At 29.9% G+C, this 16,623-nt stretch carries 22 protein-coding genes and 2 pseudogenes; all 24 read right to left on the bottom strand.

Annotated features, from left to right (window positions below; all coding sequences use genetic code 11):
• Window positions 1–43: 43 nt before the first annotated feature.
• Window positions 44–829, bottom strand: a complete 786-nt coding sequence (locus J5A73_RS06325; RefSeq protein ID WP_178938160.1) for an ABC transporter ATP-binding protein — start codon at window positions 827–829, stop codon at window positions 44–46.
• A 130-nt stretch (window positions 830–959) separates the two neighbouring features.
• Window positions 960–2,018, bottom strand: a complete 1,059-nt coding sequence (leuB, locus tag J5A73_RS06330; RefSeq protein WP_211614074.1) for a 3-isopropylmalate dehydrogenase — start codon at window positions 2,016–2,018, stop codon at window positions 960–962.
• Window positions 2,019–2,040: 22 nt separating this feature from the next.
• Complete coding sequence (locus tag J5A73_RS10480) at window positions 2,041–2,397, bottom strand: hypothetical protein (protein ID WP_249069177.1); 357 nt, start codon at window positions 2,395–2,397, stop codon at window positions 2,041–2,043.
• A gap of 83 nt (window positions 2,398–2,480) precedes the next feature.
• On the bottom strand, window positions 2,481–2,675 hold the full coding sequence (locus J5A73_RS10485; RefSeq protein WP_249069179.1) for a hypothetical protein: 195 nt from the start codon (window positions 2,673–2,675) through the stop codon (window positions 2,481–2,483).
• 13 nt (window positions 2,676–2,688) lie between these two features.
• The gene (locus tag J5A73_RS06340; RefSeq protein WP_211614076.1) at window positions 2,689–2,964 is read right to left on the bottom strand and encodes a type II toxin-antitoxin system YafQ family toxin; all 276 of its coding nucleotides are present in this window, start codon (window positions 2,962–2,964) and stop codon (window positions 2,689–2,691) included.
• A gap of 3 nt (window positions 2,965–2,967) precedes the next feature.
• The gene (locus J5A73_RS06345) at window positions 2,968–3,345 is read right to left on the bottom strand and encodes a type II toxin-antitoxin system RelB/DinJ family antitoxin (protein ID WP_249069181.1); all 378 of its coding nucleotides are present in this window, start codon (window positions 3,343–3,345) and stop codon (window positions 2,968–2,970) included.
• Between the two features lie 84 nt (window positions 3,346–3,429).
• A complete protein-coding gene (locus tag J5A73_RS06350; RefSeq protein WP_211617353.1) occupies window positions 3,430–3,870 on the bottom strand; it encodes a DUF2262 domain-containing protein in 441 nt (146 codons plus the stop codon).
• Between the two features lie 142 nt (window positions 3,871–4,012).
• On the bottom strand, window positions 4,013–4,459 hold the full coding sequence (locus tag J5A73_RS06355; RefSeq protein WP_211614078.1) for an OmpA family protein: 447 nt from the start codon (window positions 4,457–4,459) through the stop codon (window positions 4,013–4,015).
• 14 nt (window positions 4,460–4,473) lie between these two features.
• A pseudogene (locus tag J5A73_RS06360) lies at window positions 4,474–4,578 on the bottom strand (type II toxin-antitoxin system mRNA interferase toxin, RelE/StbE family); the annotation flags it as partial.
• Between the two features lie 79 nt (window positions 4,579–4,657).
• Entirely contained in the window at window positions 4,658–5,203 is a 546-nt protein-coding gene (locus tag J5A73_RS06365; RefSeq protein ID WP_211614080.1) for a DUF2262 domain-containing protein, read from the bottom strand.
• Window positions 5,204–5,566: 363 nt separating this feature from the next.
• Window positions 5,567–5,839, bottom strand: a complete 273-nt coding sequence (locus J5A73_RS06370) for a hypothetical protein (protein WP_211614082.1) — start codon at window positions 5,837–5,839, stop codon at window positions 5,567–5,569.
• A 54-nt stretch (window positions 5,840–5,893) separates the two neighbouring features.
• Window positions 5,894–6,700 carry a DUF2262 domain-containing protein gene (locus J5A73_RS06375; RefSeq protein ID WP_211614084.1) on the bottom strand — a complete coding sequence of 269 codons (807 nt, stop codon included), beginning with the start codon at window positions 6,698–6,700 and terminating at the stop codon, window positions 5,894–5,896.
• 34 nt (window positions 6,701–6,734) lie between these two features.
• Complete coding sequence (locus J5A73_RS06380) at window positions 6,735–7,271, bottom strand: hypothetical protein (RefSeq protein WP_211614086.1); 537 nt, start codon at window positions 7,269–7,271, stop codon at window positions 6,735–6,737.
• A gap of 17 nt (window positions 7,272–7,288) precedes the next feature.
• Entirely contained in the window at window positions 7,289–7,864 is a 576-nt protein-coding gene (gene leuD / locus J5A73_RS06385; RefSeq protein ID WP_211614088.1) for a 3-isopropylmalate dehydratase small subunit, read from the bottom strand.
• Between the two features lie 51 nt (window positions 7,865–7,915).
• On the bottom strand, window positions 7,916–9,334 hold the full coding sequence (leuC, locus tag J5A73_RS06390; protein ID WP_178938166.1) for a 3-isopropylmalate dehydratase large subunit: 1,419 nt from the start codon (window positions 9,332–9,334) through the stop codon (window positions 7,916–7,918).
• Window positions 9,335–9,395: 61 nt separating this feature from the next.
• The gene (locus J5A73_RS06395) at window positions 9,396–10,070 is read right to left on the bottom strand and encodes a Fic family protein (protein WP_211614090.1); all 675 of its coding nucleotides are present in this window, start codon (window positions 10,068–10,070) and stop codon (window positions 9,396–9,398) included.
• Window positions 10,071–10,107: 37 nt separating this feature from the next.
• Window positions 10,108–10,947 (bottom strand): YwqG family protein, encoded by an 840-nt coding sequence (locus J5A73_RS06400; protein WP_211614092.1) that lies wholly within the window; start codon window positions 10,945–10,947, stop codon window positions 10,108–10,110.
• Window positions 10,948–10,966: 19 nt separating this feature from the next.
• Complete coding sequence (locus J5A73_RS06405; protein WP_211614094.1) at window positions 10,967–11,812, bottom strand: metallophosphoesterase; 846 nt, start codon at window positions 11,810–11,812, stop codon at window positions 10,967–10,969.
• Between the two features lie 39 nt (window positions 11,813–11,851).
• Window positions 11,852–12,466 (bottom strand): NAD(P)H-dependent oxidoreductase, encoded by a 615-nt coding sequence (locus J5A73_RS06410; protein WP_249069184.1) that lies wholly within the window; start codon window positions 12,464–12,466, stop codon window positions 11,852–11,854.
• The gene (locus J5A73_RS06415) at window positions 12,450–13,481 is read right to left on the bottom strand and encodes a YhcG family protein (protein WP_211614097.1); all 1,032 of its coding nucleotides are present in this window, start codon (window positions 13,479–13,481) and stop codon (window positions 12,450–12,452) included. Before J5A73_RS06415 ends, J5A73_RS06410 begins: the two co-directional genes overlap by 17 nt.
• 18 nt (window positions 13,482–13,499) lie before the next feature.
• Window positions 13,500–13,604, bottom strand: a pseudogene (locus tag J5A73_RS10770) (alpha-isopropylmalate synthase regulatory domain-containing protein); the annotation flags it as partial.
• A gap of 50 nt (window positions 13,605–13,654) precedes the next feature.
• Entirely contained in the window at window positions 13,655–14,155 is a 501-nt protein-coding gene (locus J5A73_RS06425) for a DUF4865 family protein (RefSeq protein WP_249069185.1), read from the bottom strand.
• Between the two features lie 31 nt (window positions 14,156–14,186).
• Window positions 14,187–15,719, bottom strand: coding sequence for a 2-isopropylmalate synthase (locus J5A73_RS06430; protein WP_256438663.1), 1,533 nt, complete (start codon window positions 15,717–15,719; stop codon window positions 14,187–14,189).
• 109 nt (window positions 15,720–15,828) lie between these two features.
• Entirely contained in the window at window positions 15,829–16,578 is a 750-nt protein-coding gene (locus J5A73_RS06435; protein WP_211614103.1) for a class I SAM-dependent methyltransferase, read from the bottom strand.
• Between the last annotated feature and the right edge of the window lie 45 nt (window positions 16,579–16,623).

A 16,623-nucleotide genomic window follows, 5' to 3' on the forward strand; every position in this document is an offset into this window, starting at 1 on the left:
TTCGAGTCCCTCGAAACGAACAATACACACAGCAATTTTTTTATTATTTCACAATCAACCAAGGTCTATCATTTTCCCAAACAACTTTTACTGGCATCTCAAACATTTCCGATAAAACTTCATCTGTCAAAATGTCTTTTTTTCTACCTTTTGCAAAAACTTTACCATCCTTTAAAAGTGTCACATGAGTTATCGCTGGAATCACTTCCTCGATTTGATGTGTCACATAAATAAATGGAATCGCATTTTCATTTTTAGAATTTTTTTCCAAAACAGACAACAAATATTCTCGAGATTTTACATCCAATCCTGAACAAGGTTCGTCTAAAATCAATAAATCTGGCTCATTCATAAATGCCCGTGCAAGTAATGTCCGTCTTTGCTCACCTTGTGACAATGTTGCAAAATATTTATCCTTAATGTAAGTTATCCCAAAATCTTCAATTATTTTTTCAGCTTTTTTCCTATCTTCATCCGTCACTTCCTGATAAATTCCAATCGAATTAAATTTCCCAGAAATTACAATATCTTTTAATTTTTGCGAATTTAATGTACTCAAAAAATTATTCAAAGTAGAACTCACAAAACCAACTCTATCTCGAATTTTTGTCCAAGCATAATTTCCAAATTTATGCCCAAAAACTCGCACTTCTCCTGAAGTTGGAAAAGTGTAGGCTGGAATCATTCCCAAAAGGGTAGATTTCCCAGAACCATTTAATCCTAACAAAGCCCAGTTTTCTCCTTTATTTATGTGCCAGTCGACACCTTTTAAAATTTCTCTTCCTTCTCGTCTGAAAGTTATGTTTTCGTAATGTAAAATTTCTTCCATAAAAAACCATCCTTTCTTTTTTGTTATTGTTTATAAAAATTATTTTTCAATTATTTACATAAAATTAATTTTGAGAAAATTTAAAAATTTTTTGAATTTAATGTCAAAATTTATAATTCAAAAAAGTAAATTATATTCTATTAGCAATTTCAGTTCCCATTTCAGCCGTTCCAACTTTTTTCATTCCATCAGTATAAATATCAGCTGTTCTGAATCCATCTTCTAGCACTTCTTCGATTGCTTTTTCAACTGCATCTGCTTCTTTTGTCAAGTTAAATGCGTATCTTAACATCATTGCTGCTGATAAGATTGTTGCGATTGGGTTTGCGATGTTTTGTCCTGCGATGTCTGGTGCTGAACCGTGGCTTGGTTCATAAAGTCCAACTTTTCCGTCTCCTAAACTTGCTGATGGCAACATTCCAAGTGATCCTGTAAGCATTGAAGCTTCATCTGATAAAATATCTCCAAACATATTGTCTGTCAAAATTACATCAAATTGTCTTGGATTTGCAATTAATTGCATTGCAGCGTTATCCACATACATGTGGGAAACTTCCACTTCTGGATAATCTTTTGCAAGTTCATTTACTGTTTTTCTCCACAATTTTGAAGTATCTAAAACATTATGTTTATCCACACTTGTAATTTTTTTCCCTCTTAATTTTGCAATTTCAAACGCTTTTTTTGCTATTCTTTCAATTTCCCCTTTTGTATATGGCAATGTGTCGATAGCTTTTTCATCAGAATATTCTCTAGGACCGAAATAAATTCCTCCTGTAAGCTCTCTAACTATCATTACATCTAGCCCTTCTCCAATTATTTCATCCTTCAATGGACTAGCACTTTTCAATTGCTTAAACAAAACCGCTGGTCTTAAATTTGTGTAAACTCCCAAGTCTTTTCTTATCGCAAGAAGTCCTTTTTCAGGTCTTTTATCAGGATCAACATTATCCCATTTAGGCCCTCCAACTGATCCCAACAAAATTGAGTCACTCTCTTTACAAATTTTCGCAGTTTCTTCAGAATAAGGAATCCCATATTTATCAATAGATTCTCCTCCCAAATATCCTTGCGTATACTCAAATTTATGTCCAAATTTTTCTCCAATTTTATCCAAAACTTTTACCGCTTCATCAACAATTTCTGGACCAATTCCGTCCCCTTTTAATAATGCAATTTTGTAGTTCATTTTTTTACTTCCTTTCTAATTTTTAAATTTTTTTATCAAATATTTCTTCTATTTTTTCTTTAAATTCTTCTTTATATTTTTTGCCATCTTTTCTTTTTCTACTCCACCAAGGCGAAGATGGATGTCCAAAGCCAAATGTATTTTTTAAATATTTTGAATTAGATTTTTCAAAAATACAATAACTTTTTTTACTTAAAAATAATATATAATTAGGTTTTATAACGTCAAGTACATTTTCAAAATTTTCTAAAGATTTTTCCTCTATATCTTTTGAAACTTCTATTCCTCTACTTCCATTTATTGAAGGAACAATAAAAAAGTTCATAAAAGAAACTTTATTCCAAAAGTTTTCTACATTAATAATTTCTTTTTTTATCATTGAAAAAAATGGCTGTTTGTTGTTATTATTGCAATGTTCTTTTACTACGCATCTTGTATTTATATATTCTGGTTTTATTAATTTTATTTCATTTTTATCTGTAAGCCATTTTTAAAATTTTTTACTTTTTCTCTATCATTATCTTCTCCAAGATAATGGCTTTCACCAACTATTAATACTTTATATTTTTCATACTCACTTCCAATATATGGTAGCATAAGTCTATGAGTTTTTGAATTTTTATAAAAATTTATCTCTAATAATTTATTATCGTACATTTCTCCCTCCAACTTAAAACAAATCTGAATATTTCCCAGTTCTCGACAATGTCAAAACCAAGATATTTTTATCAATTTTATAAATTAAGAGCCAGTCAGGCTGAATATGACATTCTCTAAATCCTTTATAATCACCAGTAAGATAATGATCTCTATATTTTTCAGGCAAAATTTCACTATCAGATAATTTATTAATAACCTGTGCCAGTAATATTAAATCATATTTTCTTTTCTTTAATTTTTTTAAGTCCTTATCAAACCTTTTGGTCGTCTTTGTTGTCAATTTCATCCACTAAATCCCTAAATCCTCAAATAATTCTTCAGCACTATTATACCCTTTTCTTTCAATTTTACCACTCAAAATATCTTCAGTTTCCTGTATTGCCTTTAAAGTTTCTTTATTTGGTGTTTTCTCATTATTTTCTAAATCTTCCGTCAACTCATCTATGCTGCCAAAAGTTTTGCTTAATCCAACACCTTTTTCAACTTCATCCAAAATCTTTCTAGTTTCTCTATTCGGCACTTTCAATTCAAACGGAATCCCTTGCTCCAAAATACACTTCTTTAAAAATAAATTCATCGCTGTACTCATATTAAGCCCCATTTTCTTAAACAAAGTTTCCGCTTCCTTTTTCACATTTTCATCAACTCTCGCTGTTACTGTAGCCATTTTTACCACTCCTTTGTAATACTTTTGTTATACAATGTAATTATATTACTAAATGGTATAAAAATCAATTTTTTTATTAAAAATTTATCCTGCAAAATCTCCACCTGAAAATTCTCCATTTATATTTCCATATACAAACATTATATGTCCGCTAAATATTAATTCATCTATATCAAACAACGAAACATCGAAATTGCCATCTTCATTTAATGTTATAGAATCTACATAAATCAATTTTTTAAATACTTCTAGTGACAATTCTTCATCATTTACCATTTTTTCAGCTTCTTCTTTTCCAACTATTTCAGCTAAATCTTCAATTAAACCAGGCATATCTTCATCTTCATAATCTGCCGACGGCTCCCACCAATACTGAGCATCTTCAAGAATATATTCTCCTGCCGCATCTTTTATCTTCTTATCCCACTCTTCAGCATTCTCAACCAATGTTTTCAAATTTTCCAATTTTTCTTTAATTTCATCAATTTCTTTCTCAAAATCGTAATATTCTAAATCTACTTCAATTTTTTTACCATTCCAAAAAACTTTGAATCGTCTATTTTCTTTTGGATTTTTTTAATTTCCTCCACTATTTCCTCAACATTTATCTCTTTTAAAATTTTATTTTTCAAATTCAAATTCTCCTTCTTGTTATATTTTATATTTTTTATTCAAATTTTTTCCATTTTAAATTATTAAATAAAATCTCTACTCTTCTGTTACTATATTTCCCTTGATCTGTCTCATTTAAATCAACTGGATCCTCTTCTCCTTTACCACTTATTTTTCCAATTGAAATAGCATCTTTTAAACCAAATTCTCTAAACAATCTAGCAACATTTCTAGCTCTTATCAATGATAATTTTTGATTATATTTTTTTGTCCCATTTGAATCAGTGTGCCCTATAAAATCTACAGTTCCACTTTCTCCAAATTCATTTAATACACTCACAATTTCTTTGAGTTCTGATATTTCATTCTCGTTTATTATTTTTCCATCAACTTTAAAACCTCTTAAAACACATTTTTTCTCTGTCGTACTACAAGGTCCTCCTAACATTGAAAAAGAGATACTCACAATTGTAAATATACAAAAAATAATAATTTTTTTCATAAAATTCCTCCAACTCAAAATAAATCCGAATGTGTCCCCATTCTCAACAATATCAAAACCAAGATATTTTTTTCAATTTTATAAATTAAGAGCCAATCAGGTTGAATATGACATTCCCTAAATTTTTTGTAATACTTTTGCTATACAATGTAATTGTATTACTAAAATAGCGTAAAAATCAATATTTTTATTAAAAATTTATCCTGCCATATCTCCACCATAAAATTCTCCATTTATATTTCCATCAATAAATAAAATATGACCTCCAAACATTATATAATCTATATCAAATAATCCAACATTAAAACAATCATTATTATCCATCGTAATTGAACTTACATAAAGTAAATTTTTAAATGCTTCTCTTGTAAAATTTCCATTTCTCAAATTATCAGCTTCTTCTTTCCCAATATATTTTTCTATATAATTAATTAAATTTGGTATATCTTCTTCTTCAAAATCTGACTTAGGCCAATTATCACCTTCTATTATTTCAAAAAAATCTTCTCCCGCTGCATCTTTTATTTTCTTGTCCCATTCTTTCGCATTTTCAACCAATATTTTCAAATTCTTTAATTTTTCTCGAACTTCATCAACTTCTTTTTCAAAATCATAATAATCCAAGTATACTTCAATTTCCTCACCATTCCACAAAACTTTGAATTCGCTATTTTCTTCTGGATTTTTTTTAATTTCCTCCATTATTTCCTCAACATTTATCTCTTTTAAAATTTTATTTTTCAAATTTAAATTCTCCTTCTTTTCATATTATTTATTTTTTTATTCAAAAAATTAATTCTTTAAAAAAAATGTGTCTAAAAACTCAAAATATTTAATTCAACAAATTTTACAAAAATTACATTTTCTTTTTTTTTAATTTTTCTATTATTTTACAGTTCTCAAATACATAACCGCCTCAAAGCTAAACTCAAAAATTATGACTATTTTACTCAAAACCTAAAGTTATATAATTTTTAATAGTTCTATTTTAATTGAGTTAAAGTATATTTTCTAATAAATATGTTCGGTAACCTTAGTTTTTTATCTACACAAGGGGTCAAGACCCCTTGCTTCAGAATATTTATTTTATTAGATTCTAATGTATAATTATCGAACAGGTCTAATCATTAATATTTTTTTGAGATCATATTTTTTCGTTAATTTAAAAAATATCATCGGAACATCAATTTTTTCTTCCTTATAATTTTTATAATGAAAATCAGAATTTGAATCTGAAACAGCATAGTCTAATTCCTTAACATATTCAGCATAAGAAATAGTATACGAAATTTCATATGCTTTAGGTGTAGTTTTAAAATTACAGTAGTCACCTTTTTGCGAAATTCCCTTAATTCCAATTCCAAATGCAGCCATTGACAATAAAAGAGTAGGTCTATTATAAAGAATGTTTTTTTAAATTTATATTTTAATTTTTCAACAAACAACTTCTTTCTCAGCAACATCATTAACATAACTAACCTTCTTAGTCAATTTCCCATCCTCATCATAGAATTTCCAAATTCCCTCTTTTTTTCCAGATTTATAATTTCCAATTGCCGCTAATTTGTGATTCTTCTTATAATAAAGTTTTGTCAATCCTTCTCTTCTTGATACAAAAAAACTACTAGCATCTGCATAACCTATTTTAAATTTTTCACGAAGAATTGAAGAAAACTCGTCATTTAATTCTAAGTCAGTGACAAATTCAAAAAGATCATCAAAACTTGCAGCAAAAAATCCCTTATCAATATTCCCTTTTAACCAAATCCAGTTATCCCCCACAACTGTATAATCATCAGCTACTTCAAAATAAAAATTTCCTTCATTTGTTATCTGAATATTATCAACAAAAATATAATTTCTATACTTATCCAATGGAAATACTTTTGTTTTCCATATTCTTTCTGCTTCTTCTTTTGTAAAATCGTCTTTTAAAATTTCAAATAACATATCATAGCAAGTTGGATACTCTGGAAATACTCCATCATCAAAAAAATCATCATTCAGCACATCATAAAAATACTTAACCATCGTATCTTTCACTTTTTTATTCCATTCATCCTGATTAAGATACAATTCTTCCAAAATTTTAAGCATTTTTTCTTTTTCAAGTTCAACATTATCACATTCTTTATAAATCGTAAGTCTTACTAATGTTTCTTTACCTTTCCAAATAATTTTTCCGTCCCACTCTTTAAAATTTCCCATACATGTATTTTCAACAAAATCCTGAATTTCCATATCTGATTTTCCTTTCTGAAAAAATCTAAGAAAATTAATCCATATAAAACTCGTCTATTTCACCATTAAAATTACACTCAGCATAAAATATTTTATCAATAAAAAACAATCTTTCGTACATAGTAATAGAAAAACTATTTTCATCATCGTCAGTTAAATCAATTGTTATTTCCATATCTTCATTATCAAGTAACTTTTTAAATGCTTCTTTTGTAAGAAAATTATTCTTCATAATTTTTTCTGTATCTTCTTTTCCAATAATTTTAAGTAATTTTTTCTCCACTTCATCAATACTCTTTGTTTCATAATAAATTTCAGCATATTCTGGTTTTACCCATTTTTCTTCATTAAACCAGTCAACAAATTCATCAGCAAATAAATCTTTACACTTTGTATCCCAATATTCTTTCTTTTCTAAAATTTTTTCAACCATTTCTTCGACTTTTATTTCATCAATTTCCTCTTCATCAATGTCATCTTCACCATTACAATACAATTTCATTTCTATTTCATGATTTATCCACATCACTTTACGAATATGCTCTCCATCTATGACTTCCCAATTTTTCATTTTTACTCCTTTTTTAACTACTTATGACTTTCCTCATACTTCCTAATCTCATCTTCATGCTGTAAAGTCAATCCAATTGAATCCAGTCCCTTAAGTAGTCTTTGTTTCCAACTTTCTTCCAGCTCAAAAACATATTCTTTCCCATTCGCAATCAATTTGTTATTTTCCAAATCAACTGTAACTTTCGCATCTCCAGGCAATTTTGATAATTCGATTCTGTCTGCTTCTGGCAAAGTTATTGGCAGATGCCCATTGTTTAACCAGTTCATGTAAAAAATTCCTGAATATCCTCCAGCCACAATTACATGAATTCCGTAGTCTTGCAATGCCCAAGCAGCGTGTTCTCTACTCGATCCACAACCAAAATTTTCTCCAGTAATCAAAATTGTTCCATTTTTGTATTCTGGCTTATTCAAATTAAAATCCATATTGTCAGATCCGTCTTCGTTATATCTCCACTCATCGAAAACATGTTTTCCAAATCCTGTTTTTTCAACACTTTTCAAATATTGTTTTGGAATTAATTGATCTGTATCTATGTTGTTATTCATTATTGGAACAATTGTTCCTTCATATTTTGTAAATGGTTTCATATTTTATTCTCCTTATCTTGCATTTTTATTTTAAAAGTTCAAAAAATTTTTCTATTTCACTTCATCCAATTCTCTAACATCCACAAATTTCCCATAAATTGCAGCAGCCGCAGCCATTGCTGGACTTACTAAGTGAGTTCTTGCTCCTTTTCCCTGTCTTCCTTCAAAGTTTCTGTTTGAAGTTGACGCACAGTGTTCTCCGCTTGGAATTAAGTCTGGGTTCATTCCTAAGCAAGTTGAGCATCCAGCTTCTCTCCACTCAAATCCTGCGTCTTTGAATATTTGTGCGATTCCGTTTTCTTCGGCTGCTTTTTTAACAAGTTGTGATCCTGGAACGACTACTGCTGTAATGTTTGGAGCAACTTTCTTCCCTTTTACAATTTTTGCTGCAATTTCTAAGTCTGCTAATCTTCCATTTGTGCAAGATCCGATAAATACATGTTTTAATGGAATGTCGTAAGGTGATCCTCCTGGTGTAAGTCCCATGTAGTTGTACGCTCTTTCGTAGTTTACATCTTTAATTTCAGGGAATCTTTCACTTATTCCAATTCCCATTTCAGGGTTTGTTCCCCAAGTTACTTGTGGTTCAAGGTTTGAAACATCAACTTTTATGTATTTGTCAAATGCATCTACAGAATCCGTGTACAATTCTTTCCATTCAGCCACTTTTTTATCAAATTCTTCGCCTTTTGGTGCAAATCTTCTTCCTCTTACATATTCAAAAGTAGTTTCGTCAGGTGCGATAATTCCTGATTTTCCTCCTCCTTCAATTGCCATGTTACAAATAGTCATTCTTCCTTCCATTGACATATTTCTAATTGTATCTCCAAAAAATTCAAATGCATACCCATTTCCTAGCCCAATTCCGTAAGTTTTAATAATATGTAAAATTATATCCTTCGCATAAACACCTTTTTGCAATTCACCAGTTATTTCAATTCCCATTGTTTTTGGTTTCTTTTGCCAAATTGTCTGTGTCGCCAAAACATGTTCCACTTCACTTGTTCCAATTCCAAATGCCAAAGCTCCAAAAGCTCCATGAGTCGCAGTATGGCTATCTCCACAAACTACAGTTTTTCCAGGCTGTGTCAACCCTTGTTCAGGTCCAACCATATGCACAATTCCATTATTTTCATTAAACATATCAACCAACTCAATTCCAAATTCTTTACAGTTTGCCGACAATGCATCCAACTGTGCCTTTGAAACTTTATCTTTAATATTCATTCTGTCAGCCATAATTGTTGGCGTATTGTGATCCATTGTTCCAAATGTCAAGTCAGGTCTTCTAACCTTTCTCCCTGCAATTCTCAATCCTGAAAACGCTTGTGGCGAAGTAACTTCATGAATCAAGTGCAAATCAATATACAAAAGTTGTGCTTCTCCAGGTTCTCCTGTAATCACATGTTTTTCCCAAACTTTATCAAACAAAGTTTTTGGGTTTTTCTCTTTATTTTTAATTTCTGACATTTTTTCTCCTCCGATTTTCTCTCCAAATTTTTTATTTATATTTTTTTATTTATTAATCTATTTAAAATTGTTCCATTCGTTTCTTTTCAAATTCTTGCAATTCCTTCACTTTATCTAAAATAATATCTGCATTTTGTTCCCTTAAATAGTTCATATACAATGCTCTATCATTTTTTTCAATCACAAACGGACTTATATTTTCCTGAAAACACAAATACAGCATAATCAGCCTTCCTGTTCGTCCATTTCCATCGCTAAAAGGATGAATTCTCTCAAATTCTATATGAGAATTTAATATTTCTGACAACTTTTCATCATCAGTTTTACACAATTCCAACCTATAATTCAAGTTTTCAATCCAATTTTTTGTAAGAACTGGTGCTTGACTTGGTGTAGAAGTTTCAAAATCTGCACCAATTATTGCATTACTGCTATTTTTAAAATTTCCCGCATTGTCATTCAACCTGTCTAAAATTTCCTTATTTATATTTTTAATCATATAAATATCTAATTTTTTCTCATTTTCAAGTTCACTTATAATATAATCAATTGCTTTCTTATGATTTAAAACTTCAAAAACTTCACGTACACTCTTGCTTCCAGGTATTGTACTATCCAAAATAATTGTAGCAGTTTCATTTAGTGTCAATGTATTTCCTTCAATAGCATTCGAGTGATGCGTCATTCTTACTGATAAATCTAAAAAATATTCATAATTTATAGTTTTTATATCCATTTTCCCAACTTTCTATTTTCCTGTCTACCCAATAAAATCAATAACAATCCCAATTGTAGAAAACATCTGAAAAGTCTTTATTTTTTAATTTTTCACGATTAATAAAAAAATTCATCACTCCACAATCTCCAATCATTATTTCTTTTCCACTATTGATTTGAAATAACAAAGTATCGTATTCATTCATTTCATCGCCTTTTCTTGGTTCAGATTGTGTGAAAAATGGAAATCCATTACATTTTGTACCAATATTTTCTTCATAAAATTCATATCCATAAATTTCTTCCACTTCTTCAGACAATTTATCTTTTTCATCAAATTTAAAATTTTCTTCTTCCCATACTTTTTCAAATAAAATATCTAAAAAATCATAGTCTAAATTCTCTTTTTGTTTTCCCAAAGAAAATTCCATTTTGCAAGGATGATGTGCTACCAAAAAATCCCATGCCGAGTCATATTTGTAAGGATTATACATTTTATTAAACTCATCTTCCAAATAGTAATCTTCAATTTTCTCATAATAAATTATATCAAAACCATTCCGATTTGTACTGTTGTCAAAATCTAATCCCATCAAGTCATCTCCCAAAACCCAAAATTGCAAAATTCCTTCTTTTGGAAAATTTTCTAGACCTTTTAAGTCAGCACAATTTATCTGTGCAAGAAACATAAACTGTTTCCCTTCTGAATTTGTTGGAATTTTACTCCCTTTTGGAATATATGGAATTCCTTCAATTTTACTGTCTGTTATTTTTATTTCCTTTGAAGTATTGACTGAAGCATTTGCAACTATCATTTCTTTTGCTGTTTCATAATACTTTTTTTTAATTTTTTCAAAAATCTCTTTTGCCAACTTCTTTAATTCTTTATCTTCCATATCACACCACTTCCAAATTTTAATTAATTCTCTTCAACTCAAAAATCACAATTTCAGGCTGTGCGAAAAATCGAATAAACATCTCAAGAAAAGCACCACCAACTCCAGAAGTAATATAAATTTTATGTCCGCCATACTCTTTCATTCCGTAGCCATATTTTTTCTTATCCTTCACTGCCGACACAATAATTTTTCCAAAAAAAGTAACCTGTCCAGCGTGGGTGTGTCCTGCTAAAATCATATCAGTTTTTTCCTTTTCAGTTTCCGACATTTGCTCAAAATATTCAGGATTATGAGTTAAAAATAACACAAAGTCTTCTTTTTTCGTACCTTCAAGAGCTTTTTTCGCATCAGGTTTTCCATGCCACAAGTCAGTCACTCCAGCGATGTATATTTTCTCATTATTTATCATTACTTTTCTATTTTCATTTGTAAGCAGATTAAACCCAAGTTTTTTCATATTTTCAGCAGTTTCCTTTTCACCTGGATACTCATGATTTCCATAAATCGCATATACTCCAAGTTCAGGAATTTTAATATTTTTAGCATCTTCATAAAACTTAGGAATATTTTTCTCCCAAGTCGCATAATCTCCACCTAAAAGAATCATATCCTTTTTTTGTGCATTAATCAGTTCAATTGCCTTTTTCTGCTGCTTTCTATTAAACCGTGTCATCGTATCATACTGAAAATCCGCCACAAACAGCACTCTTTTCCCATCAAATTCTTTTGGAATATCTTTTGATTTTATCTCAATTGTCCTAATTTTAATATGCCTGTACTCATAATGAGCATAAATTAAAAATATCACAATTAGTCCCGCAAAAACCAACAGAAATTTAATAATCCAATTTTTTGCCTTCATTTTTTCTCCTTTTAAATAAATTAAATGTCGATTCGATTTCTATTCACTCACAAATTCCCCAACTTTTTCAAGAAATTTCTTTCTATCATCATATTTTCCTTTTGCTCTTAAACTATAATGAATCCATTTTGTGTTTTTTATTCCGACTCCACCAAGATTCGCCTTTCTCATCGTCATTCCAAACCCCATTATATTTAATAAAAACTTTGGTGCTTCAGCCGTTGTAATCATTTTAGCCGATTTTATTGGCAAAAGTCCTTTTATTCCATATTTCCCACTTTCATAAGCAAATCCTCTCAACATAACTTTATCCAAAAATCCTTTTAATATCGCAGGTAATGACATCCACCAAATCGGAAAAATTAATATTAATTCATCTGTATTTTTCAAAATTTCCTGATATTTCAAAACTAAAGGATCAGCACTTTTTCCTTGCGAATACAATTCCAAATCTTTTTCAGTCATCACAGGATTGAATCCATCTTTATTCAAATCTATAATCGTATATTTTTCTTTTGTTTTCTCCAAATTTTCCACTACTTTATCTAAAATTGCCTTATTGAAACTTCCATTCCATGGGTGTGAGAAAATTACCGTTTTCACTTTTATTTCCTTCTTTCCGTAATCAATTTTATAATTAATATTCCACTTCATTATTCTTTTTACTTTCAAACAATGTCTTCTGTCTTTCGATTTCGTTTATTAATTCCTCTTCACTAGGCAGATAATTTACATATTTACTTGCAAAAAGATTTTTATTATCATTCAAAACCGAATATTTTATAATAGTTCCATCTGTTTCCGTACAAAGAAGAAGTCCTATTGTTGGATTATCATTTTCCTGTTTTTTTAAGTCATCATACATTCTTACATACATATCAAGTTGTCCAATATCCTGATGTGTTAATTTTTCTGTCTTTAATTCTACTATAATAAAACATTTTAAAATATAATTGTAAAATACCAAATCAATGTAAAAATCTGAATTTTCAGTACGGATATACTGCTGTCTTTCAACAAATGCAAAACCTTTTCCAAGTTCCATCATAAATTTTTGAATATCATCTATTAGTGCTTTTTCCAATTCATTTTCTGTATAAGACATGCTTGTTGGCAAATCTAGAAACTCTAAAACTACTGGATTTTTTATAAATTCTTTTGCTTGTAGTTTTTTTGTCTTATCTTGCATTTCATTTTCAACAATTTTTTTATCAATACTTGCAACAATACGATTATAATAAAGTGTAGATATATTTCGATCTAATGTTCTTACAGACCACATATTTTCAGCTGCTTCTGTCAGATAAAATATTCTGGCCTTCTCATCGGAAACTCTTAAAACTTTTTGAATGTGTGTCCAAGTTAATTTGGAAATCAGTGATTTCCATTTTTCATAATCTGAAAATAGTACATAAAACTGTCTAATATTCCGAATATTTCTTTCTCCAAAACCTTTTCCAAATTCTTCTGTCAATTCCTTAGATAAATTTTTTAATATTTCTTTCCCGTATTCAGCTCTTTCTTTCCCATTCTGTTCTTCTTCTACAATTCGTCTACCGATTTTCCAATACGCTTCCACCATTACTGAATTTATAGTATTGTATGCTTTTTGTCTAGCACTTTTAAGTATCTCTTTCACTTCATTAATATAGTTATTTGAAACCCCCATAAAAATCCCCCTCTTTTTTTAATTGCTGTATAGCCTATTTATTCCGTTAATATAAGCCTTTATACTTGCCTCCACAACATCTGTACTTTGTCCTCTACCAATAAATCTGTTTCCATTTTTATCTTTCCAAAATCAATTTTGATTACGGTAAAATCTATTACTCTCATCTTAATTTATTGAGAAATATGTAAAACTTCGTACACTTTTAAATTTTCTACTTCTTTAGGAGCATCTTCAAAAAAATAATACTCTGTATGTTTCCAATTTTCAGGGTTATATACTAATGCTCTTCCAACAATTTTATCATCTGATATAGAAAATTCCATTCTTTTCATTTTTTCCATCGGTTTTGTTTCATTCTCTATTTCTAATAAATATCTTGCTTTAGAAAAGTTTTCATTAAACTCTTGCAACAATGGTATTCCAATATTTATAGTCTGCCAGCCAAAAGAATTTAAAATATTATCATAGAAACCATCAAATATGAATTTATTCATTCCTTTGTTATCTTTCCAAAAGTATAATGGCGAATATTCTTTATTTTCCTCAGAGATTAAATAGGCTTTAAAAAATAAATCTTCAAATCCATCTGTTTTAAACCCATTTTCTTGCACTCTTCTTCTAATATTATTCATATCAAAATCATTTGGGAGTTTTACTTTATACTGCATCATTATCATGTTTTTTATTCTCCTATATTTTCACTTAATTACTATAAAGCCTATTTATTCCGTTAATATAAGCCTTTATACTTGCTTCCACAACATCTGTACTTTGTCCTCTACCAATAAATCTGTTTCCATTTTTCTCGATAATTACAACTACTTGTGCCTGTGCATCAGTATCTCCAGTTATTGCCTCCAGCTTGTATTCTTCTAAAACAAAAGTATCACTTACCGCTAGATTAACCGCATTATAAGCTGCATCAACAGGTCCGTCTCCAAGAGCTTCTTTAACCAGTTTTTCTCCATCCAGTTCAATTGTAACTGTCGCTTTTGGCTTTTTCCCTTCCTGTCTTGAAATTTCAAAGTGAGCCAGTTTTATTCTTCCTTCTATTTTTGCTGCTTCTCCAGCAACTAATGCGATAATGTCTTCATCTAAAACATATTTTTTCTTATCTGCCAATTTTTTAAACTGTGCAAATAATTCTTCCACTCTGTCACTTCCGACATGATTAAATCCTAGTGATTCTAATTTTTGTACAAAAGCGTGTTTTCCTGAATGTTTTCCGAGTACTAAGCTGTCCGGATTTCTTCCAACTGATTCTGGACTCATAATTTCGTAAGTTTCAGGATTTGCTAATACTCCATGTTGATGAATTCCTGATTCGTGTGCAAAGGCATTCGCTCCAATAATTGCTTTATTTGGCTGTGTTGAAACTCCTGTCAAAAGGCTTACTAATTTACTTGTTGGGTAAATTTGCTTTGAATCAATGTTTGTGTAATATTCTTCAAATAAATCTTTTCTTGTTTTCAAAATCATTGCAATTTCTTCAAGTGAAGTATTTCCAGCTCTTTCTCCAAGTCCGTTAATTGTACATTCAATTTGAGTTGCTCCAGCTTGAATCGCTGCAACCGAATTTGCTACAGAAAGTCCCAAATCATCGTGACAATGCACAGAAATATCAACATTTTCAATTCCTTTTACATTTTTTCTCAAATAAGTTATAAGTTCAAACATTTCATTTGGAGTTCTGTAACCTACAGTATCAGGTACATTTAATGTAGTTGCTCCAGCTTTTATAGCTGTTTCATACACCTCTACCAAAAATTCTTTTTCTGTTCTGGTCGCATCTTCTGAAGAAAATTCAACATCATCAACAAATGATTTTGCAAGTTCTACCATTTCTTTTACTCTTTCAAGAATTTGCTCTTTCGTCATTTTCAACTTAAATTCTCTGTGAATAGGCGAAGTCGCAATAAATGTATGAATTCTAGGTTTTGCCGCACCTTTTAGAGCCTCCCCTGCTGCTTCAATATCTTTTTTCACAGCTCTTGACAAACTACAAACTGTTGAATTTTTTACATTTTCAGCAATCATTTTTACAGCTTCAAAATCTCCAGGCGATGCCACAGCAAATCCAGCTTCAATTATATCCACTCCCAAACTTTCCAATTGTTTTGCAATTCTTAATTTTTCTTCAGCATTAAGATTAACTCTTGGTGTTTGTTCTCCATCTCTTAGTGTTGTATCGAATATTTTAATATGCTTTTTCATTGTCTTATTCTCCTTGTAAATTAATTTTCTTGTTTCGCTTTTTTATTTTCTATACCTCAATTTATCAAATTCAAAAATTTCTTTCAAAATATTCACTCTAAAAAAAGTTCACTTTAAAAACAAAAATTTACTATTTCTTCACAGCTTCAAATCTCAATCTTACATAATCAGCTATAATTTGTCCATTTTCATTTTTTTCAAGCTCTTTTTCCACTTTTTCAGCTATTTCATCAATCAATTTTTCGTGCATTTCTTTCGGAATATTCACAAAAGCAGGTGCAGAAAAGGTTTGTAGCCATCCTTTTATCCCTGTTGGAAGTAAAGTTGGACGAGAAAAACTTATCATTCTTTTTACTTTTAAGCCATATTTATTAAGTAATTCTGTTTCCTCTTTTTCTGTCGGAAAAAACCAGCATTTTATAGCTTTAAAATTATGTTTTCTTGCAACTTCAAACATTGCATTTTCTATTTTTTCCACATTTCCTTTGCAACCCATTTCGACCACAAATCGTCCACCTTTTTTGAGTGCTTTTGCCACACCTTCCAAAACTTTATCAGGATTTGTCATCCAATGAAGTGCCGCATTGGAAAAAATTGCATCAAATTCATTTTCAAAATTCATATTCTGTGCATCGCCTTGTATCGCATCAACTCCCAATTTTCTAGTCGCTTCAACAAATTTCTGACTTCCATCCAGTCCCAAAACTTTGCACCCATATTTTGAAATTTCCTTAGTCAATACACCATCTCCACAGCCTAAATCCAAAATATATTCATCCTTTTTCGGATTCAGCCATTCAATCAGTTCCTTTCCATAATTCGAAACAAACCGTGCATTTTTTTCATACTTTTCCTTTTCCCAATGCTGACTCACACTCATTTTCTGTACCTTCTTTCTGTGCTATTACAATATTTCTCTATTTTT

Origin of the sequence: Leptotrichia sp. oral taxon 218, from assembly GCF_018128225.1 — a bacterium.
Taxonomy (GTDB): domain Bacteria; phylum Fusobacteriota; class Fusobacteriia; order Fusobacteriales; family Leptotrichiaceae; genus Leptotrichia.